General features: G+C 72.4%; 20 protein-coding genes. 9 read left to right on the forward strand and 11 right to left on the reverse strand.

Annotated elements, in window-relative coordinates:
• Nucleotides 1-95 precede the first annotated feature (95 nt).
• Together ACWF62_RS02550 and ACWF62_RS02555 are read right to left on the reverse strand one after the other, a co-directional pair.
• Nucleotides 96-521, reverse strand: a complete 426-nt coding sequence (locus ACWF62_RS02550; protein ID WP_378507324.1) for an HIT family protein — start codon at nt 519-521, stop codon at nt 96-98.
• A 44-nt stretch (nt 522-565) separates the two neighbouring features.
• Nucleotides 566-1,366 (reverse strand): SDR family NAD(P)-dependent oxidoreductase, encoded by an 801-nt coding sequence (locus ACWF62_RS02555; protein WP_452629345.1) that lies wholly within the window; start codon nt 1,364-1,366, stop codon nt 566-568.
• A 33-nt stretch (nt 1,367-1,399) separates the two neighbouring features.
• Between ACWF62_RS02555 and ACWF62_RS02560 the strand changes: the two genes are divergently transcribed.
• The gene (locus ACWF62_RS02560) at nt 1,400-1,783 is read left to right on the forward strand and encodes a TetR/AcrR family transcriptional regulator (RefSeq protein ID WP_452629346.1); all 384 of its coding nucleotides are present in this window, start codon (nt 1,400-1,402) and stop codon (nt 1,781-1,783) included.
• Between the two features lie 13 nt (nt 1,784-1,796).
• Here ACWF62_RS02560 and ACWF62_RS02565 read toward each other — a convergent pair whose 3' ends face one another.
• Both ACWF62_RS02565 and ACWF62_RS02570 read right to left on the reverse strand, forming a co-directional pair.
• The gene (locus ACWF62_RS02565) at nt 1,797-2,279 is read right to left on the reverse strand and encodes a hypothetical protein (RefSeq protein ID WP_378507321.1); all 483 of its coding nucleotides are present in this window, start codon (nt 2,277-2,279) and stop codon (nt 1,797-1,799) included.
• A complete protein-coding gene (locus ACWF62_RS02570; RefSeq protein ID WP_452629347.1) occupies nt 2,276-3,388 on the reverse strand; it encodes a DNA polymerase III subunit beta family protein in 1,113 nt (370 codons plus the stop codon). Before ACWF62_RS02570 ends, ACWF62_RS02565 begins: the two co-directional genes overlap by 4 nt.
• Nucleotides 3,389-3,496: 108 nt before the next feature.
• On the opposite strand from ACWF62_RS02570, the gene purD reads away from it, so the two are divergent.
• Complete coding sequence (gene purD, locus ACWF62_RS02575) at nt 3,497-4,747, forward strand: phosphoribosylamine--glycine ligase (RefSeq protein ID WP_378507319.1); 1,251 nt, start codon at nt 3,497-3,499, stop codon at nt 4,745-4,747.
• Nucleotides 4,748-4,828: 81 nt separating this feature from the next.
• Here purD and ACWF62_RS02580 read toward each other — a convergent pair whose 3' ends face one another.
• Nucleotides 4,829-5,947 carry an alpha/beta hydrolase family protein gene (locus tag ACWF62_RS02580; protein WP_378507318.1) on the reverse strand — a complete coding sequence of 373 codons (1,119 nt, stop codon included), beginning with the start codon at nt 5,945-5,947 and terminating at the stop codon, nt 4,829-4,831.
• Between the two features lie 353 nt (nt 5,948-6,300).
• On the opposite strand from ACWF62_RS02580, the gene ACWF62_RS02585 reads away from it, so the two are divergent.
• The 4 genes from ACWF62_RS02585 (at nt 6,301) to purB (ending at nt 11,344) form a co-directional block, all read left to right on the forward strand.
• Nucleotides 6,301-7,866 carry a GMC oxidoreductase gene (locus ACWF62_RS02585; RefSeq protein WP_378570111.1) on the forward strand — a complete coding sequence of 522 codons (1,566 nt, stop codon included), beginning with the start codon at nt 6,301-6,303 and terminating at the stop codon, nt 7,864-7,866.
• 144 nt (nt 7,867-8,010) lie between these two features.
• A complete protein-coding gene (locus ACWF62_RS02590; protein WP_378570195.1) occupies nt 8,011-9,153 on the forward strand; it encodes a pyridoxal phosphate-dependent aminotransferase in 1,143 nt (380 codons plus the stop codon).
• 102 nt (nt 9,154-9,255) lie between these two features.
• Nucleotides 9,256-9,864, forward strand: coding sequence for a TetR/AcrR family transcriptional regulator (locus ACWF62_RS02595; protein WP_378507316.1), 609 nt, complete (start codon nt 9,256-9,258; stop codon nt 9,862-9,864).
• A gap of 58 nt (nt 9,865-9,922) precedes the next feature.
• Nucleotides 9,923-11,344, forward strand: a complete 1,422-nt coding sequence (gene purB, locus ACWF62_RS02600; RefSeq protein ID WP_378507315.1) for an adenylosuccinate lyase — start codon at nt 9,923-9,925, stop codon at nt 11,342-11,344.
• A gap of 51 nt (nt 11,345-11,395) precedes the next feature.
• Here the strand turns inward: purB and ACWF62_RS02605 are convergent, their stop codons facing one another.
• Nucleotides 11,396-11,812, reverse strand: coding sequence for a MarR family winged helix-turn-helix transcriptional regulator (locus ACWF62_RS02605; RefSeq protein ID WP_378507314.1), 417 nt, complete (start codon nt 11,810-11,812; stop codon nt 11,396-11,398).
• Between the two features lie 90 nt (nt 11,813-11,902).
• On the opposite strand from ACWF62_RS02605, the gene ACWF62_RS02610 reads away from it, so the two are divergent.
• The 3 genes from ACWF62_RS02610 to ACWF62_RS02620 are packed head-to-tail and all read left to right on the forward strand — an operon-like array spanning nt 11,903 to nt 14,976.
• The gene (locus tag ACWF62_RS02610) at nt 11,903-13,747 is read left to right on the forward strand and encodes an ABC transporter ATP-binding protein (protein WP_452629348.1); all 1,845 of its coding nucleotides are present in this window, start codon (nt 11,903-11,905) and stop codon (nt 13,745-13,747) included.
• Nucleotides 13,748-13,802: 55 nt separating this feature from the next.
• Nucleotides 13,803-14,252: an HIT family protein gene (locus ACWF62_RS02615; protein WP_378507312.1), complete on the forward strand. Its 450-nt coding sequence runs from the start codon at nt 13,803-13,805 to the stop codon at nt 14,250-14,252.
• Between the two features lie 49 nt (nt 14,253-14,301).
• Entirely contained in the window at nt 14,302-14,976 is a 675-nt protein-coding gene (locus ACWF62_RS02620) for a PaaI family thioesterase (RefSeq protein WP_378507311.1), read from the forward strand.
• Here the strand turns inward: ACWF62_RS02620 and ACWF62_RS02625 are convergent.
• The 5 genes from ACWF62_RS02625 to ACWF62_RS02645 are packed head-to-tail and all read right to left on the reverse strand — an operon-like array spanning nt 14,973 to nt 18,903.
• Nucleotides 14,973-15,290 carry a SelT/SelW/SelH family protein gene (locus ACWF62_RS02625; protein ID WP_378507310.1) on the reverse strand — a complete coding sequence of 106 codons (318 nt, stop codon included), beginning with the start codon at nt 15,288-15,290 and terminating at the stop codon, nt 14,973-14,975. The two genes, ACWF62_RS02620 and ACWF62_RS02625, sit on opposite strands and share 4 nt — an antisense overlap.
• Before the next feature lie 4 nt (nt 15,291-15,294).
• A complete protein-coding gene (locus ACWF62_RS02630) occupies nt 15,295-16,059 on the reverse strand; it encodes a (2Fe-2S) ferredoxin domain-containing protein (RefSeq protein WP_378570114.1) in 765 nt (254 codons plus the stop codon).
• A complete protein-coding gene (locus ACWF62_RS02635; protein ID WP_378570115.1) occupies nt 16,056-16,868 on the reverse strand; it encodes an ABC transporter ATP-binding protein in 813 nt (270 codons plus the stop codon). Before ACWF62_RS02635 ends, ACWF62_RS02630 begins: the two co-directional genes overlap by 4 nt.
• The gene (locus ACWF62_RS02640) at nt 16,865-17,923 is read right to left on the reverse strand and encodes a FecCD family ABC transporter permease (RefSeq protein ID WP_452629349.1); all 1,059 of its coding nucleotides are present in this window, start codon (nt 17,921-17,923) and stop codon (nt 16,865-16,867) included. The genes ACWF62_RS02635 and ACWF62_RS02640 overlap by 4 nt, the downstream gene beginning before the upstream one ends.
• Nucleotides 17,920-18,903 (reverse strand): ABC transporter substrate-binding protein, encoded by a 984-nt coding sequence (locus ACWF62_RS02645; RefSeq protein ID WP_452629350.1) that lies wholly within the window; start codon nt 18,901-18,903, stop codon nt 17,920-17,922. Before ACWF62_RS02645 ends, ACWF62_RS02640 begins: the two co-directional genes overlap by 4 nt.
• Nucleotides 18,904-18,934: the final 31 nt, after the last annotated feature.

Here is an 18,934-nt window from a genome sequence, read left to right on the forward strand (position 1 = left end):
GGTTGGATCCAATCAACCGTGTCGACCGCCGGGGCGCAGCCCCGTTCCCGCTCGCCGGGACCGCCCCCGGGCCCCGGCGCGGGGCCAGGGGACGGTCAGGCGGGGACGTTCGCGCCGTGACCGAGCTCGCGCAGCGCCGCCTTGATCGTGGCCTGCGCCTGGTCGAGGGACTCCGGCGACGGGTCCGGGTCGGCTCCGGAGATGTTGAAGTCGCCGAGGCTGTACGCCGGGAACACGTGCAGGTGCAGGTGCGGCACCTCGAGTCCGGCGATCAGCAGGCCGGCGCGGGGGGCGTCGAAGCCCGTGCGGACGGCCCGACCGATGATCTGCGCGACGCGGGAGCACGTGGCGAACACCTCGCCGTCGAGGTCCTGCCACTGGTCGATCTCGGCGCGCGGGACCACCAGCGTGTGCCCGGGGGTGATCGGGTTGATGGTCAGGAAGGCGACGACGTCCTCGTCCTCCCAGACGAACCGACCCGGCAGGTCGCCGGCGATGATCATGCTGAACACGGATGCCATGCGGGTGATTATGCGCCACGGGTCGGGTTGGTGGACCCGGGCGCTCAGCTGTCGAGCGGGACCCGCCTGCTCGCCGCGATCGGGGTCTGTGCCATCAGGCCGCCGTCGAGCACCAGGGTCTGTCCGCTCATGTAGCGGGACTCGTCCGACGCGAGGTACACCATCGCCCAGCCGATGTCCTCCGGATCGCCGATCACGTTGAGCGGGTTGTGGCGGCGGATGTCGGCGACCACCTCGGCGGGGACGTTGTCCCGCAGGGCTGGCGTCATGATCGCGCCGGGGGCGATGGCGTTGCAGCGCACCCCGTCGGGCCCGTACTGGGTGGCGATGTACTGGGTCAGCCGGATCACGGCGGCCTTGGTCGCGCCGTACGCGCACTGCAGGACGTCGCCCGCCAGGCCCGCGACCGAGGCCGTGTTGACGATCGATCCGCCGCCCGCGGAGATCATGTGCGGCAGCGCGAGGCGGGAGGCGACCACCGTGCTGCGGGCGTTGAGCGCCATCGCCCGGTCCCACTCGTCGAGGTCCATGTGGAGCAGGTCGAGATCCTTGCGGGGGTCGCTGCCGCCGACGTGGTTGCAGAGCACGTCGATGCCGCCGAACTCGTCGACCGCCGCGCCGATCATCGCGGCGATCGAGTCCTCGCTCAGCACGTCCGCCGCCACGCCGATCGCGCGTCCCGATCCGTCGCCGCTGATGTCCGATGCGGCGGACTCCGCCGCCGAGCGGTCGAGGTCGGCGACCAGCACCTGCGCGCCCTCGGCGACCATCAGCCGGGCGGCAGCAAGGCCGATCCCGCTGGCCGCTCCGGTGACGACGATCCGCTTACCGTTCAGGCGATCCATGACGTACGTCCTTTCCCTTCGGTGGGCCGGACCATGACGATGTCCGACGAGTTCCTCGAGGTGGTGCGCGGTCCGCTCGACGGGCTCGGCGCGGCGCTGGTCACCTTCGTCGTCGACCGGACCCGGCGCGGGCAGCCGGCCCGGCCCGCCGCGGTGTACGCGGCGCTGATGCGCGCGTCCGACCGGCCCGCGGTCCGCGCGCACCTGCAGGAGGCGATCGACCAGATGATCGTCGTGCCGCTGACCCCGCGACTGCGCGGGGACGACGCCGAGCTGCGCGCGCACCTGATCGGCGCCCAACTGGCCGGGCTGATGGCCGCGCTGTACGTGATGGAGAGCCCCTGGCTGCTCGCAACGCCGACGGACGGGATCGTCGCCCGGTACGGTGCCGCGCTGCAGGCGCTCGTCGACGGCTGACCGCGCCGAGCGGTCAGCCCTGCGGGGTGGGCCGCGGCGCCGTCGAGCGCCGCGCGACCTGCTGCTCGACCTCGTGCAGCGCGCCCCGGATCATCGCCCCGTACTCGTCGTCGCCGAGCGTGCCCTCGCACCGCCGTGCCGCGGCGAGATGGTCACCGGCGGCGTCGAACGAGCCGAGCCTGCGGAGGTTGTCCGCGATGTTCAGGTGCAGCGACGGGTAGAAGCCGGCCACCCGGAGGCCGGGGTGATGCCGCTCGGTGCGCTCGTCGGTCAGCGCGGCGGCGGCGTCCAACGCGCGGACGTCCCAGACCAACGCCTGTGCCGGGTCGGTGTGCAGGTCGGCCACATAGTGAGCCAGGGTGCAGCGGTGCAGGGCGTCCCCGGACGGGGTGATCTCCTCCCACAGGTCGAGCAGGCGGGCGCGGGCGGCATCGGTTGCGCCGCCGCGCCCGAGCATCGTTGCCTCGGCGATCGCGTCCATCGTTGCGTCGGTCATGCGGGGTCTCCTTCGTGCGGGGTGGGGTGGGCGACGGGCATCACCAGCGTCGTCAGGTCGCCGTCGTCGGCGGACCGGACCAGGACCGGCAGGTCCGGGCCCGCGATGTCGAGCATCAGGTCGGGGCCCGCGGCGACGGAGATCGCCGGGTACAGGGTGGTGATCTCGAAGGCGAGGGTGGTCGCGGCGCCCACGGCCGTCGCGGGCACCGGCACCGGCCGCGGTTCCGGGCCAGGTGATGCCACCGTCACGGCATCGCCCGCCGCCGCCAGGACAACCCGGTCGCCGGTGCGTTGCTCGACGGCCCGCACCAGCGCGGCCCGGTCCAGCACCAGGCGGGTGCGCACCGGCGGGATCCCGGCGACGACGGCGCGATGGTCGGGGAATGGGTCGGTGAGCAGCCCGCAGGTGCGGGCCCCCGCCTCGGCCGCGTCGACGATCAGGTCCGCGGCACCGGCCCGCAGGTCGACGACCGGCCGGCGCCGAATCCACGCCGCGGCCAGCCGCAGGTCGTCCCCGGCGACGGTGCCGGACCAGTCGGGGGCGCCGGGCCGGTCGAGGGTGATCGTCCGGGTGGACAGGCGGTAGCGGTCGGTGGCGGTGAGGGTCAGGCTGCCGTCCACCGCCTCCAGGTGCACGCCGGTCAGCACCGGGTGCGTGTGGTCGTGCGCGGTCGCCGAGAGGACCTGGTCCACCGCGGCCGCGAGCACCGGGCCGCCGACCGTCGCGACCGGCGTCCACGACCCGACCCCGCCGAGACCCGCACGGACCGCGGCTGCGGTGGCCCGTGCCTGCCCGGCGCGGGCGGCGAGGGCGTCGACGTGCTCCTCGATCAGCGTGCCCGCCCGCCCGGCGTCGGCGTCCAGCACCGCGGTGACCGCGGCGAGCGGCATGTCGATCTCGCGCAGCAGGCGCAGCGTGACCGCCCGCTCGAGTTGGCTGGGCGCGTAGTAGCGGTATCCGGTCGCCGGGTCGGTCCACTCCGGATCCAGCACGCCCGCATCCGCGTAGAAGCGCAGCGCGCTCGGGGTGATCCCGCTGGCCCTGGCGAAGGCGCCGATCGGCAGCAGGTCGTCGGGTCGGGGGAACGGGTCGGGGGAGTTCGGCACGGGAACCATCATTGGGTCTCGACCAACGTGAAGGTCAAGCGGTCGAGGGGGGGACGCCGTGCGACCTGACGTCGCGCCCCAGACGGACCGGAACGTAGTCTGAGGTTCGTGCGCGTACTCGTTATCGGCTCCGGAGCCCGTGAACATGCCCTCCTGCTCGCCCTGTCCCGCGATCCGGGGGTGACGGCGCTCATTGCGGCCCCCGGCAATGCGGGCACCGCGAAGATCGCCGAGCAGCATCCCGTCGACGCCGCCTCCGGTGACGCGGTTGTCGCCCTCGCGAAGCAGGTCGAGGCGGACCTGGTGGTGATCGGGCCCGAGGTGCCGCTGGTGGCCGGCGTCGCCGACGCCGTCCGCGCCGCCGGGATCGCCTGCTTCGGGCCGTCGGCGGACGCCGCCCGGATCGAGGGCTCCAAGGCATTCGCGAAGGACGTGATGGCCGCGGCCGGGGTGCGGACCGCGCACAGCGAGGTCGTCGACAACCCGGCCAGGCTCGATGAGGCCCTCGACCGGTTCGGCCCCAATTGGGTCGTCAAGGATGACGGGCTCGCCGCGGGCAAGGGCGTCGTCGTCACCACCGACCGGGCCGCCGCGCGCGCGCACGCCGCCGACATCCTCGAGCACGGGCACCCGGTGCTGCTGGAGTCGTTCCTCGACGGGCCCGAGGTGTCGCTGTTCTGCCTCGTCGACGGCGAGACCGTGGTCCCGCTGCTCCCCGCCCAGGACCACAAGCGGGTCGGCGACGGTGACACCGGCCCGAACACCGGCGGCATGGGCGCCTACACCCCGCTGCCGTGGCTGCCCGCCGACATGGTCACCCGGATCGTCGACGAGGTGTGCGTCCCCGTCGCCGCCGAGATGGTGAAGCGGGGTTGCCCGTTCAGCGGCCTCCTATACGCGGGCCTGGCGATCGGTGCCGACGGCCCCGCCGTCGTCGAATTCAACTGCCGCTTCGGCGATCCCGAGACCCAGGCCGTGCTGGCGCTGCTCGAGTCCCCGCTCGGGGAGGTGCTGAACGCCACCGCGACCGGCACCCTGTCCTCGCTGCCGCCGCTGCGCTGGCAGGACGGCGCCGCCGTCACCGTCGTCCTCGCCGCCGAGAACTACCCGGGAACGCCCCGCACCGGTGACGCGATCGTCGGTGCCGACAACGACGGGGTCCTGCACGCCGGAACCAAGGTCGTCGACGGCGCGGTCGTCTCCGCGGGTGGTCGGGTGCTCAGCGTGGTCGGGACCGGGGCGGACCTCACCGCAGCCAGGGTCGACGCCTACGCCAAGCTCGACGCGATCAAGCTGCCCGGCGGGCACTTCCGCACCGACATCGGCCTCGCCGCGCTCGAGGGGCGCATCAGCATCTGACCGTCGCGGCCGAGAGATCGAGTGAACGGCACATTCATTCGATCTGATCGACTGAACGCTTCCGTTCACTCGGTGGGTCGGTCAGCTGAGGATCCGTTCAAGGAAGGCGCCCGCCGCCGGAATCGATTGGGCCAGACCGCCGACGTGCCCGCCGCTCGGCAGTGCCAGCTCGAGTCGTTCGCCGGTGAGCGCGAGCTCGGCGGCGAACCACAGGGTCAGCGGCGGCGGCACCACCTGGTCGTCGAGTCCCTGCACCAGCATCACGGGCCGGTCGACGCCCGCCGCCGACACCCCGAGGTAGTCGGTCAGGGCCTGCGGGACGGGGGTGCCCGCGAGCGGGAGCGCGAACATGTCGCCGACCGGCAGCGCGTTCGCGCGGGGCTTGAAGTCGGCGAGCGGGGTGCTGTCGGCGGCGTCGACCAGCGTGCGCCCCGCGGGGGTGAGGTACCGGTCCAGGTCGAGATCGGGCCGGGACTCCCGCAGGCCCGCGGCGGTGTACGCCAGGTACAGGGTGAGCCCGTCGAGGCGCACATCCGGGAAGTCGGGGCCCGCGAGCCCCGCCAGCCGGTCCAGGTTGGTCGGTGCACCGCTGGCGAAGGTGCCACGGAAGTCCAGGTCCGGCGCGAGGGCATCGGCGCGGGTCGCGGTCGCGAGCGCGGCATGCCCACCCTGGGATTGGCCGGCCACCGCCCAGCGGGACGACGCCGCGGGATACAGCTGCCGCGCCGCCCGCACCGAGTCGACGACGTTGCTGGCGGCGACGTCGGCATTCAGGTACGGGTGGACGCCGGGGGTGCCGAGGCCCGCGTAGTCGGTTGCGACGACGAGGAACCCGCGGCGGAGCCAGTCGCCGAACAGGTCGCGGTAGAGCTGATGGTTCACGCCGGTGCGGGAGGGGGCGTCACCATCGGCCATGCCGACGGTGCCGTGCGCCCACGCGACGATCGGCCAACCGCCCCGCGGCGGGACGCCGTCCGGTTCGAATACCAGGCCGCCGGACAGTCCGTCCGCCCCGGAGGTCCGGTAGGTGAACCTGCGGACCTCCGCCGCGCCGGGGACCGCCGCCGCCGGGCCTGCCGGGGCGCTCGCGACGACCGGACCGGGGGTGGGGTCGGCACCGGCGGATCCGGCACCGGTGCCCGCGGCGATCACGAGGGCGGCGGCGAGCGCGGTTGCGGCGCGTCGGGCGGCGGTGGGCATGGCGGCCTTCCGGTCGGGTGCGACGAATCGTTGCCGACCCTAGTGAGGGATCGGCCCGCCGTGGGGTGCGTCGTCGCCTGCCCGCTGCCTGCCGGGGCGGCGGGGCAAGCACCCTACCGTGGAAGGGGCTGCCTCGGGGCGGCTTTCAGCTCATGCGCATCATTCGCACGAAGCACAAGAACTACTCGCCGGTAACTGTCGTTCCGGAGGGGTCACGGCTGTATAACGAATCCGACCAGATCTGCTTGTGACCGAAAGAGGTTTCGTTGAGCGAGTTTCGGACCACCCGTGGCAATGCCATCACGTCTTCCCGGTTGAACCGCCGAAGGTTCCTGGCGGCATCGGGTGTCGCGGTGGGAGCCGCTGCCCTGTCCTCCTCCTGGGTCTCCGCGGCCGCCGCGCCGCGGAGGGCACTCAACAGCGGTGACCGGGTGCCCGCCCTGATCATCGGCAGTGGCTACGGCGGTGCGGTCACCGCGCTGCGCCTGGCCAAGGCGGGCATCCACGCACACGTCGTCGAGATGGGCCGCGCCTGGGACACCCCCGGCTCCGACGGCAAGATCTTCAGCGGAATGCTGAACCCCGACAAGCGGTCCACCTGGCTGGCCACCTCGACCGACCAGCCGGTCAGCAACTTCATGGGCTTCGGCATCAACAAGAACGTCGAGAAGTACGTCGGCATCCTCGATTCGGAGAAGTTCTCCGGCATCAAGGTCTACCAGGGCCGCGGCGTCGGCGGCGGATCGCTCGCCAACGGCGGCATGGCCGTCACCCCGAAGCGCGCCTGGTTCGAGGAGATCCTGCCCTCGGTCGACTCGACCGAGATGTACAACACCTACTTCCCGCGCGCGAACGCGGGCCTGGGGGTCAACAACATCGACGAGGCGTGGTTCGAGACCACGCCGTGGTACCAGTTCGCCCGCGTCGGCAGGAAGACCGCCAAGCGGTCCGGATTCTCGACCACCTTCGTCCCGAACGTGTACGACATGGAGTACATGAAGAAGGAGGCCGCCGGTCAGGTCACGACGTCGGCGCTGAACGGTGAGGTCATCTACGGCAACAACGCGGGCAAGAAGTCCCTCGACAAGACCTACCTCGCCGAAGCGGCGGCCACCGGCAAGCTGACCATCACCACCCTGCATCGGGTCACCAAGGTCGCGCCCGCCGGAGGCGGCGGCTACGACGTCACGATGGAGCAGATCGACGAGCAGGGCAACGTCGTCGCCACCAAGACGGTGACCGCGGACAAGGTGTTCTTCGCCGCGGGCAGCGTCGGCACCAGCAAGCTGCTCGTCGCGATGAAGGCGCAGGGGCACCTGCCGAACCTCTCCTCGGAGGTCGGCGAGGGCTGGGGCAACAACGGCAACATCATGGTCGGCCGCGCCAACCACGCGTGGGACGCCACCGGCAGCAAGCAGGCCACGATCCCGACGATGGGCATCGACAACTGGAACGACTCCGCGGCACCGATCTTCGCCGAGATCGCCCCGCTCCCGGCCGGTCTGGAGACGTTCGTCAGCCTCTACCTGGCGATCACGAAGAACCCGGAGCGAGCCCGGTTCGTGTACAACTCGGGCACCGGCAAGGTCGACCTCACCTGGCAGCAGTCGCAGAACCAGAAGGGGATCGACATGACCAAGGCGGTCTTCGACAAGATCAACAAGAAGGAGGGCACGATCTACCGGACCGACCTGTTCGGTGTGGTCAAGACCTGGGGCGACCACTTCACGTACCACCCGCTCGGCGGCTGCGTGCTGAACAAGGCCACCGACAACCACGGCCGCCTGCACGGCTACCAGGGCCTGTACGTGATGGACGGCGCGCTGGTTCCGGGCAACACCGGTGTCAACCCGTTCGTGACGATCACCGCGCTCGCCGAGCGCAACATCGAGAACATCATCGCCACCGACATGCGCTGATCCGCCGTCGACGGGGTGTTCGGGCACGCGGCAATGGGCCGTGAACGGTGTCCGGACACCCCGTCGGGGCATTGCGGGGCGGGCAGGTAGCGTCGGGACGTGTACGCAGAATCCCAGCGGTCCCGGGTCCCCACCTTCCACGTGATGGACGTGTGGAAGGCGGCCACCGAGCGGGCCCGCACCCACGGCGACGTGCTGACCCTCGCGGCGGGTCAACCGTCAACGCCCGCACCGGCGCCCGTCCTGCGGGCCGCGCGGGAGGCCATCGACACCCACGTGCTCGGATACACCGAGACCCTCGGCATCGCCGCGCTGCGGGAGGCCATCGCCGGGTACCACTCCGCACGGTCGGGGATCGCGGTCGACCCCGACAACGTCGTCGTCACCACCGGCTCCTCCGGGGCGTTCACGCTGCTGTTCCTCGCCGCGTTCGACGCGGGCGACACCGTCGTCGTCGCGCGCCCCGGCTATCCCGCCTACCGCAACACCCTCACCGCGCTCGGCTGCCGGGTCGTTGAACTCGACTGCGGACCGGAGACCCGCTACCAGCCGACCGTCGCGATGCTCGACGCGCTGGACACCGCACCCGCCGGACTGATCGTCGCCAGCCCGGCCAACCCGACCGGCACCGTCATCGACCCGGCCGAGCTGGCCGCGCTGGCCCGCTGGTGCGAGGACCACGGGACGCTGCTGATCTCCGACGAGATCTACCACGGCATCGAATTCGGCACCTCGACCGAGCCGGGTGGGGTGCCGGTGGCCGTGACCAGCGCGTGGGAAACCTCGCGGGAGTCCGTCGTCATCGGGTCGGTGTCGAAGTACTTCTCGATGACGGGGTGGCGGCTCGGCTGGGCGCTGGTGCCCGACGCGATGCTGCGCCCCCTGCAGCGGCTCGCGTCCAACATGACCGTGTGCCCCCCGGCGATCTCGCAGTACGCGGCGGTGGCGGCGTTCACCGACGAGGCGCTGGCCGAACTGGACGGGCACGTGCGTCGGTACGCGGTCAACCGCGACCTGCTGCTCGCCGAACTTCCGCGCCTCGGCATCACCGATCTCGCCCCGGCGGACGGCGCGTTCTACGTGTATGCGGGGATCGGGCACCTGACCGACGACTCGACGGCCTGGTGTGCGGACCTGTTGCGGGAGACCGGGGTTGCGGTCGCGCCTGGCGTCGACTTCGACACCGTCCACGGCGACCGGACGCTGCGGATGTCGTTCGCAGGCGCGACCGACGACATGACGGAGGCGCTCGCCCGGCTCGAACGCAGTGCGGCACTGCGGCGCTGACGCTCACCGGGCACTGCGGCGCTGACGCTCACCCGGCGGGCGGGGTGAATGCGAATTCATCATTTCCGCACCGCCGTTCGTGACCGCTGCGAAGATGATCCGATGACCGCAGCGGCGACCCCCAAGGGCGAGAAGCGACGACTGGCCCTCGTCGACGCGGCGGCCGACCTTCTCGTCGAGGGCGGTTTCGACGCCGTCCGGCACCGGGCGGTCGCGGCGCGGGCGGGGGTGCCGTTGGCGTCCACCACGTACTACTTCGCCTCGCTCAGTGACCTCACCGCCGCCGCCGTCGAGCGGTGCGGCACCCGCGAGCTGGCGGTGATGCGCGCGCGGATCGACGACGTGTCGCAGTGCAGCCGCGGCGATGCGGCGACGGTCGAGTTGATCGTCGACATGCTCGTCGGCGTCTTCGAGGGGCCGACCAGCCACGACCAGCTCGTCAACCGGTACGAGCGGTTCGTCGCCTTCGCCAGGCACCCGGAGCTGCGGGAGGTGCAGCGGCGCCTGCGGTCCGAACTCGACGCGCTGATCATCCTGGTGCTGCACCGGTCCGGGAGGGATGTGCAGGCGGACGGTCTGCGTCGGCTGGTGTATGTCGTCGACGGTGCGGTCGTCGGTGCGCTGAGCGAAGGTGACCCGGACCCGAAGGCGGTCGCCCGCGAGATGTTGACGCAGGTGATCGACATCGTCGCCCCGCCCGTGCCCGCCTAGCCGGGCCGGGTGTGGCCGTGGACCCGGCCGCGGGGGTGTGGCCGTAAACTGGGTGTCCGTGAGCCGCATCCCGAACGTCCTTGCCACCCGCTACGCCAGCCCCGACCTGAAGGCGCTGTGGTCGCCCGAACACAAGATCGTCCTCGAGCGTCAGCTGTGGCTCGCGGTCCTGCGGGCGCAGGCCGAGCTCGGGATCGAGGTGCCCGCGGCGGCGGTCGCCGACTACGAGCGGGTCATCGACACCGTCGACCTGGACTCGATCGCCGCGCGGGAGCGCGTCACCCGGCACGACGTGAAGGCCCGGATCGAGGAGTTCAACGCCCTCGCCGGCCACGAGCACGTGCACAAGGGCATGACCAGCCGTGACCTCACCGAAAACGTCGAGCAGCTGCAGGTGCTGCGCTCACTCGAGCACGTCCACGCGCACGGCGTCGCGGTCGCGGCGCGGCTGGGGGAGAAGGCCGCCGAGTACGCGTCCCTGGTGATGGCCGGGCGCAGCCACAATGTCGCCGCGCAGGCCACCACCCTCGGCAAGCGGTTCGCCTCGGCCGCCGACGAACTGCTCGTCGCCCTGACCCGGCTGCGGGACCTGATCGACCGCTACCCGCTGCGCGGCATCAAGGGTCCGATGGGCACCGCCCAGGACATGCTCGACCTGCTCGGCGGGGACGCGGAGAAGCTCGATGCACTGGAGGCGAAGGTCGCCGAGCATCTCGGCTTCGCGCACGTGCTGACCAGCGTCGGGCAGGTGTACCCGCGGTCGCTCGACCACGACGTGCTGTCCGCGCTCGTCCAGGTCGGCGCCGGGCCGTCGTCGTTCGCGCACACCATCCGGCTGATGGCCGGGCACGAGCTGGTCACCGAGGGCTTCCAGCCCGGTCAGGTCGGTTCGTCGGCGATGCCGCACAAGATGAACACTCGCTCCTGCGAGCGGGTCAACGGTCTGCAGGTGGTGCTGCGCGGCTACGCGTCGATGGCCGCGGAGCTGGCAGGCGCGCAGTGGAACGAGGGCGACGTGTTTTGTTCGGTGGTCCGCCGTGTCGCGCTGCCGGACGCGTTCTTCGCGATCGACGGCCAGATCGAGACGTTCCTGACCGTGCTCGACGAGTTCGGCGCCTACCCGGCGGTGATCGAGAAGGAGCTCACCCGCTACCTACCGTTCCTGGCGACCACCAAGGTGCTGATGGCCGCGGTCCGCGCCGGCGTCGGGCGGGAGACGGCGCACGAGGCGATCAAGGAGCACGCGGTCGCGGTCGCGTTGGCGATGCGGGAGCAGGGCAAGGAGCCGGACCTGCTGGATCGGCTCGCGGCGGACGATCGGCTGCCGCTCGACCGGGCGGCTCTCGACGCGGCCCTCGCCGACAAGTCGGCGTTCATCGGTGCCGCCGAGGCGCAGGTCGCGGCCGTGGTGCGGCGGGTCGAGCTGCTCGTCGAGCAGTACCCCGACGCGGCGGGCTACGCGCCGGCCCCGATCCTCTAGGCGGCTCCGCCGCCCGTGAGTCCTTTTGGCCCCTAGGTGGGCCAAAAGGACTCACGGGCGCCGCAGGCGCTCCAGGATCCGGCGCAGCTCGGCGCGGTCGTGGTCGTCGAGGGCGGCGAAGTAGTCGTCGGCGTCGGCGTCGCGGGTCCGCCGCAGGTCGGCGACGGTGCGCAGGCCGGACGGGGTGAGTCGGACGCAGATCGCTCGACGGTCCGCCGCGTCCGGGACCCGCTCGACCAGCCCGCGGTCCTGGAGCCGGTCGACCACCTCGGTCGCCGAGCGGGGTGCGATTCGCAGCGACTTCGCGACGTCGCCGAGCCGTGGTTCGCCGCGCCCGATGACGTGCAGCGCCCGGTATTCGTGCGGCGTCAGCTGCCACGGTTCGAGCGAGTCCAGCCAGCGCCCGCGCAGCCCCCGTGCGGTCGACATCACGAGATCCCGGAGCGTGTCGGGACGGTCGGTGGTCATGGTGATTCACCCTACAGCTGCTTGACGGTTACCTCATGGTGAGGCAACCTCAGTATGTCTTACCCCGACACTTTCGAGAGGGGTGGTCACATGACAGGCCCCCACTTCGGCGGACCCGGACCGGGACGCCCGACGAAAATCGATCCCGCCGATCGCGCCCAACTGGCCGAGCAGCCGGTGAGTCTGCGCCGGATCGGCGCACTGTTCGCCCCCTACCGCACCCAGATCGCCGTCGTCGTCGCGTTGATCGTGGCGTCCTCGGTGATCACGCTCGCCAACCCGTTCCTCGTCCGCGCCGTCATCGACCGCGCCATCCCGCAGCAGAACGTGCCGCTGCTGGTGTGGGCGGTGATCGCGATGCTCGCCGTGACCGTCGCCGGCTCGGTCCTCGGCGTCGTCCAGACCTGGATTTCCACCACCGTCGGCCAGCGCATCATGCACGGCCTGCGCACCAGCGTGTTCACCCACCTGCAGCGGCAGTCGCTCGGCTTCTTCACCCGCACCCGCGGCGGCGAGATCCAGTCCCGCCTCACCAACGACATCGGCGGCATGCAGACCGTCGTCACCTCCACCGCGACGTCGATCGCGTCGAACGTCACCACCGTCGTCGGCACCGCGGTCGCGATGGCCGTGCTCAGCTGGCGGCTGTCCCTGCTGTCGCTGATCGTGCTGCCGCCCGCGATCTGGCTCACCCGCCGGGTCGCGCGGATGCGACGGGAGATCACCGCGCAGCGCCAACGCACCCTCGCCGACCTGCAGACCCAGATCGAGGAGTCGCTGTCGATCAGCGGCATCCAGCTCGGCAAGACCCTCGGCAACGGGCCCGCGATGTCGCAGCGGTTCGCGGACACCTCCGCACACCTGTCCGACCTCGAGGTCCGGGCGCAGCTGTCCGGCCGCTGGCGGATGGCCACGATGAACATCGTCTTCGCGGCGATCCCTGCGCTGCTCTACCTGGTCGCGGGCCTGCCCGCGACGTCCGGTGGCATGTCGATCGGCACCCTGGTCGCGTTCACCGGCCTGCAGGGTGCCCTGTTCCGGCCGCTGATGAGCCTGCTCGACGTCGGGGTCTCGGTGACCAGCTCGCTGGCCCTGTTCAGCCGCATCTTCGAATACCTGGACCTGCCCGTCGAGATCGACGACCCGGAGCGTCCCGTCCCGATGCCCCGCGGCGCGGTCGCGGGCACCGTCCGCTTCGAGGACGTCACCTTCCGTTACCCGGGCGCCGACCGCGACGCCGTCGGCCGCGTCACCCTCACCGCACCGGCGGGCAGCTCGCTCGCCCTGGTCGGCGAGACCGGGTCCGGCAAGACCACGCTCGCGTCGATGATCGCCCGGCTGCACGACCCGACCTCGGGCCGGGTCAGCATCGACGGCGTCGACCTGCGCGACATCACCCTCGCCGAGCTGTCCGACCTGGTCGGTGTCGTCTCCCAGGAGACCTATCTGCTGCACGCCAGCATCCGCGACAACCTGCGGCACGCCAGCCCCGCCGCCACCGACGCGCAGATCGAGGACGCCGCCCGCGCCGCCCAGGTGCACGAGCTGATCGTCTCGTTGCCCGACGGCTACGACACCCTGGTCGGGGCTCGCGGCCACCGGTTCTCCGGCGGCGAGCAGCAGCGCCTCGCGATCGCCCGCACGCTGCTGCGGGACCCGCGGATCCTGGTCCTCGACGAGGCGACCAGCGCCCTCGACAACGAGACCGAGGCCGCCGTGCAGCGCGCCATCGACGCCGTCAGCCGGGGGCGCACCACGATCACCATCGCGCACCGGCTGTCCACGATCGAGGGCGCCGACCAGATCGTGGTCCTCGACCACGGCCGTGTCGCCGAACGCGGCGACCACGACGAGCTGGTCGCCCGCGGCGGCCGGTATGCGGCGCTGCTCGAGCGCGGCGGCAGGCCAGCGGCCGAGCTCGTCCCCGCCGGGTAGCGGACGCCGGGACCCGCACGCCACGCCCGGGCGCGGCGTGCCTACGGTGGCGGGCATGCCCTGCGTCTTCTGCGCCATCGTCGCCCGCACCGCCGAGGCGAGCATCGTCCACGAGGACGAGCACACGCTCGCGTTCATGGACATCCGCCCGTTCACGCCGGGACATCTGCTCGTGGTCCCGAGGGTGCACGCGTCGGGGCTTGCCGAGCTCGACCCGGAGGACGGGCGGCGGGTGTTCGCGGTCGGGCAGCGGATCGCGACGGCGCTGCGGGCGGGCGGTCGCGGGGTCCCCGGCGAACCCGAGGACGGCCCCCGCGCGGACGGGGTCAACCTGTTCCTCGCCGACGGGGTCGCGGCGGGCCAGGAGGTGTTCCACGTCCACCTGCACGTCATCCCGCGGAGCGCTGGCGACGGGTTCGGGCTGCGGGGCAGGCCGACGACCCCGCGCCGCGACGACCTGGATTACCTGGCAGGCACGATCCGGCGACGGCTCGGCACCGGCTGATATGTAGCATGCACATCGCGTGTTTCGTGAAGATCCGGAGTGAGGCGACGTGACCGAGCAGATTCCCGACCAGCAGCTTCTCTACGTCAACGACGGGCTGTCCGACGAGGAGATCCAGCAGCAGGCCGACCGCTACGGTCCGTTGACCGACAGCGTCCGGGCGCTGATCGCGGCCACCCTGCAGACCGAGGTCGACGACCCGGAGATCCGGCGCGCCAGGGAACTCGTCGAGGAGGCCACCGCGCTGCTGCGGGCCAAGGCGATCCCCGGGCCATATGGGGTCCGCTGGGGCGCCTCCGGGCGGAAGCGGGCCTGGGGCAACGCCGCCGACGGGCTGCGCAACGCGGTCGCGCCGCCCCTCGACATCCAGCACGACGCGGACGGGCTCGGCTGGGCCGAATTCCACCTCGGACCGCAGTACGAGGGCCCGGCCGGACTCACCCACGGCGGGGTGTCGGCGCTGATCCTCGACCAGCTCCTCGGGGACACCGCGGTCGCTGCGGGCAGCCCCGGCATGACCGGGACGCTCACCCTGCGCTACCGGCGTCCCACCCCGCTCGGCAGGCTCCGCGCCGAGGCACGGTTCGACCGGATCGAGGGGGTCAAGGCGTTCGTGAAGGGGCACATCGCCGACGCGGACGGGGTGACCGTCGAGGCCGAGGGCATCTTCATCCTGCCGCGCTGGGCGCGGGAGGCCACCGACGCCGCGGCCACCGCCGGTTAGGACAGGCCGGTTGCTGGCCTGCCGCTGCGCGGGTCCACCGGCCGGTCCGCGTGGCCCAGGTCCCGGCCGGGGGCGACGACGTCACGGACCCGCTGCTTGAGCACCTTCGCCTCCGGGAACCCGCCGTCGCGGGACCGATCCCACACGGGGGTGCCGTCGACGTCGACGACGAACACCCCGCCGGTGCCGGGGACGAGGGCGACCTCGCCGAGGTCGGCGCCGAACGTGGTCAGCAGTTCCTGCGCCAGCCACGCCGCCCGCAGCAGCCACTGACACTGCGTGCAGTACGTGATGCGCACCCGCGGGGATCCCATCCGGTCAGCCTGCCAGCTCGGGGTCGGCCGGGTCCCTGCGCGCCCGGCGCTGCCCCGCCCACGCGGTGACCGGTCGGCCCGCGATCAGGTGTTCGTCGACGAACCGGTCGACGCGGTCCGCCGTCAGCGCGGAATACCAGACGTCGTCCGGGTACACCGCGACCACCGGCGCCTGCGAGCACGGAAACATGCAGCCGGTCAACGTGATCAGGACGTCGTCGTCGCCGAGGCCCCGAGCGGTGACGGCGTCGTCGACGGCCCGTCCGGTCTCGGCGCCGCCGCGCGCCGAACACCGCGGTCCCCGGCACACCAGCACGTGCCTGGTGAAGCCGGGCACCTCGTCCCACGCGGGGGAGGTGAGCGGTGCGGTGGTGGTGCGGGCCGGGGCGGTCGGTCCGGTGATCGCCGCCTCCAGCAGATCCGGGTAGGTGGCGGTGTCGGTGAGCGGTGCCGCGATCCGCACATCCGGGGTGCTGGCGTCCCCGCGCCCGCGCAGCCAGTGCCCGATCACCCGGCGGAACCACGCGTCCATCTTCCGGTCGAGCACGGTCTGCGCGCTCACCACGACCACCTCGGACGCGCCCGCGCCCGCGGCCTCGTCCAGCGCGGCCGTCACGGTCGTCCCAGTGCCGCCGAGGACCGCGGTCCGGAACTCGGTGCCGGGGTGCCTGCCGCGCAGCACGCCGAGCGCGCCGAGCACCTGGTCGCGGGGGTCGTCGCCGCGGTCCGTCGGGGCGGTGACAATCACCCAGCGTCGAAAATCGTTCATGGTGTTGCCCTTTCGATGTCCGCGCCGCGCGTGCCGCACAGCACCACCATCGGGCGCCCGGTGCGGGGATGCGGCTGCACGAGCGCGTCGAGGCCGTACACGTCGGCCAGCAGGTCCGCGGTGAGGACGGTTTCGGTGGGCCCCTCGGTGATCACCCGGCCGTCGTGCAGCACCACCAGGTGATCGCAGTACATCGCCGCCAGGTTCAGGTCGTGCATCGCCGCGACCGTCGTCAGCCCCCGCGCCCGGATCAGGTCCAGCAACTCCAGTGATGCGGACACGTCGAGGTGGTTCGTCGGCTCGTCCAGCAGCAGCACGCACGGCCGCTGCGCGAACGCCCGCGCCAGCTGCGTCTTCTGCCGCTCGCCGCCGGACAGGTTCCGCCACACCCGGTGTCGCAGGTGGCCGATCCCGGCCGCCGCGAGGCCGTCGGCGACGAGGTCGCCGTTGCCGAGGCCTGCGGGGCGGGCCCAGCCGCCGCGGTGCGGAATGGTGCCGAGCTCGACGATCTGCTCCACGGTCAGGTCCAGGTCGGTCGCCGAATGCTGCTCCACCAGCGCGACGGTGCGCGCGAACTCCCGACGGGCGATCGCGGTTGCGGGGTCGTCGCCGAGCAGCACTCGTCCGCGGTCGGGGCGCACGAGCCGCGCCATCGCCGACAGCAGCGACGTCTTGCCGGAGCCGTTGGGGCCGATCAGCCCGGTCACCCGCCGGGACGGCGCCCGGCAGCTGACCCGGTCGAGGATCGTTGCGCCGTCCACCGACCAGGTGAGGTCCTCGACGCGGACCTCGGGGGAGTGGTGGCTCATCCGCGGGCCCCCCGCCTGCGCAGCAGCAGGACGAAGACCGGGACGCCGACCACCGCGGTGACGATGCTGATCGGCAGTTCCCGCCCCGGCAGGATCGTGCGGGCCGCGACATCCGCCCACACCAGCAGCACCGCGCCGACGAGTGCGACGACGGGCAGCAGTCGGGCGTGCAGCGGTCCAGTGAGCATCCGGGCGGCGTGCGGGACGACGAGCCCGACGAAGCCGATCACCCCGGCCTGCGCGACGAGGGCGGCGGTGCACAGCGACGCCACCCCGTACAGCACCCAGCGGGAGCGGTCGACGTCGGTGCCCAGGCTCGCGGCGGCGCGCTCGCCGAATGCGAACGAGTCCAGCACCCGGGCGTGCCCGAGCATCACGACGGCGGTGACCGTCACGACCGCGGCGATCGCCACCAGCCCCGACCACCGCACCCCCGCGACCGACCCGAGCGTCCACTGCAACACCCGATGGGCGGCGTCCCGGTCCCCGAGCAGCACCAGCGCCGACGTCACCGCCGCCGCGAACTGCCCGACCGCGATGCCCGCCAGCACCAGCCGTCCCGGCAGCAGGGCACCCGACCGGGACGTCGAGATGAGGAACACCAGCAGCAGGCACCCGAGCGACGCGACGAACGCCGCCGCCGCCACCGACCCGACCCCGAGGACGCCAGCCGTCCCGACCCCGGCGGTCAGGGCGAGCACCGCGCCGAGCGAGGCGCCGCCGGACATGCCGAGCAGGTAGGGGTCGGCGAGCGGGTTGCCGGTCAGCGACTGCAGCACCGCCCCGCACAGCGCAAGCCCGGCCCCGACCAGCGCCGCCGCGAGCACCCGGGGCAGCCGCAGGTCGACGACGATGTGCGTGGTCAGCAGGTCGGTGCCGGGACCGAGCCCGAGCCGCCCGGCGACGGCCTCGACGACGGTGCCGATCGACAGGTCAGCAGCCCCGATCGTCACCCCCGCCGCGCAGCTCACCGCGAGCAGCGCGGCCAACGCCAGCGCCCAGCCCGCTGCGGTCGTCGACCTGACCCGGGTGGGCACCCGGGTTGCCGCGCTCATGCCGGGCCGCCGCCCAGTTGCTCGGCGACCAGCGTCGCGCCCTCGATCAGTCGCGGTCCGGGGGTGCTCGCCGAGAACGGGACGACGACGAACGCATCGCCGCGCACCGCGGTCAGGTCCCGCAGCGCCGGATCGGCGCGCAGGTACGCCTTTTTCTCCTCGGCGGTGTCCCACGACGCGTCGGCCAGGACGATGACGTCGGGGTCCGCGGCCAGCACCGTCTCCCAGCTGCCGTCGGCCCAGGCCCCGTCGACCCCGGCGAAGATGTTGGTGCCGCCGACCGCATCGATGATCAGCTGCGGGCCGCCCGCATTGCCGCCGACGTACGGGATGTCGGTGTTGCTGTCGTACCAGAAGATGCTCTTGCCCTCCGCCGGTGCGGCTGCCTCGATGCCCGCGACCGTCTCGCGCATCTGCGCGACCACCGCCGCCGCCTCGGATTCGTGGCCGAACAGGGTGCCGTAGTCGCTGATCTCGGTGCCGATGGAATCCCACGCGACCGGCGGGCGCGCCCCGCGGTCCGGGCAGCCGAACGGCGAGACGTAGGTGCCGATGCCGAGGTCGTCGAACGAGTCCTGCGAGCCGACGGCCTTGTCGTCGAACGCGGTCGCATACGACGCCAGCACCAGATCCGGTTTCGTCTCGAGCAGCGCCTCGCGGCTCGGGTAGTCCTTCTCGTTCAGCGGCGGCACCTGCGCGTACGCGGCCTGCCACCGCGGGGCGATGGTGTCGTCGAGGTATGCGGTGCCGACCAGGGCGTCCTGCGCCCCGATCGACAGCGCCGTCTCGGTGGCCCCCTGGTTGAGGGTGACGCCGCGTTCGGCCGGGCCGTCGAGGGTGACGGTGCGTCCGCAGTTCTGCAGGGCGATCGCGGCGGTGTCCGGGGCCGGGTCCGACCCGGCGCACGCGGAGAGGAGGAGCGTGGCCGCTGCGGTGGCGGCGCCGGCGGCGATGGCGCGGGGTGAAACGGGGGTACGCAAGGTGACCCGCCTTCCATGACTCGTGGAAAAC

The sequence above is a fragment of the Rhodococcus sp. NPDC054953 genome (assembly GCF_053609225.1).

Coding starts and splice junctions, on each gene's coding strand:
- ACWF62_RS02550 (WP_378507324.1), bottom strand. CDS start 521: ATGGCATCCGTGTTCAGCATGATCATCGCCGGCGACCTGCCGGGTCGG.
- ACWF62_RS02555 (WP_452629345.1), bottom strand. CDS start 1,366: ATGGATCGCCTGAACGGTAAGCGGATCGTCGTCACCGGAGCGGCCAGC.
- ACWF62_RS02560 (WP_452629346.1), top strand. CDS start 1,400: ATGACGATGTCCGACGAGTTCCTCGAGGTGGTGCGCGGTCCGCTCGAC.
- ACWF62_RS02565 (WP_378507321.1), bottom strand. CDS start 2,279: ATGACCGACGCAACGATGGACGCGATCGCCGAGGCAACGATGCTCGGG.
- ACWF62_RS02580 (WP_378507318.1), bottom strand. CDS start 5,947: ATGCCCACCGCCGCCCGACGCGCCGCAACCGCGCTCGCCGCCGCCCTC.
- ACWF62_RS02590 (WP_378570195.1), top strand. CDS start 8,011: ATGGACGTGTGGAAGGCGGCCACCGAGCGGGCCCGCACCCACGGCGAC.
- ACWF62_RS02595 (WP_378507316.1), top strand. CDS start 9,256: ATGACCGCAGCGGCGACCCCCAAGGGCGAGAAGCGACGACTGGCCCTC.
- ACWF62_RS02605 (WP_378507314.1), bottom strand. CDS start 11,812: ATGACCACCGACCGTCCCGACACGCTCCGGGATCTCGTGATGTCGACC.
- ACWF62_RS02610 (WP_452629348.1), top strand. CDS start 11,903: ATGACAGGCCCCCACTTCGGCGGACCCGGACCGGGACGCCCGACGAAA.
- ACWF62_RS02615 (WP_378507312.1), top strand. CDS start 13,803: ATGCCCTGCGTCTTCTGCGCCATCGTCGCCCGCACCGCCGAGGCGAGC.
- ACWF62_RS02625 (WP_378507310.1), bottom strand. CDS start 15,290: ATGGGATCCCCGCGGGTGCGCATCACGTACTGCACGCAGTGTCAGTGG.
- ACWF62_RS02630 (WP_378570114.1), bottom strand. CDS start 16,059: ATGAACGATTTTCGACGCTGGGTGATTGTCACCGCCCCGACGGACCGC.
- ACWF62_RS02635 (WP_378570115.1), bottom strand. CDS start 16,868: ATGAGCCACCACTCCCCCGAGGTCCGCGTCGAGGACCTCACCTGGTCG.
- ACWF62_RS02640 (WP_452629349.1), bottom strand. CDS start 17,923: ATGAGCGCGGCAACCCGGGTGCCCACCCGGGTCAGGTCGACGACCGCA.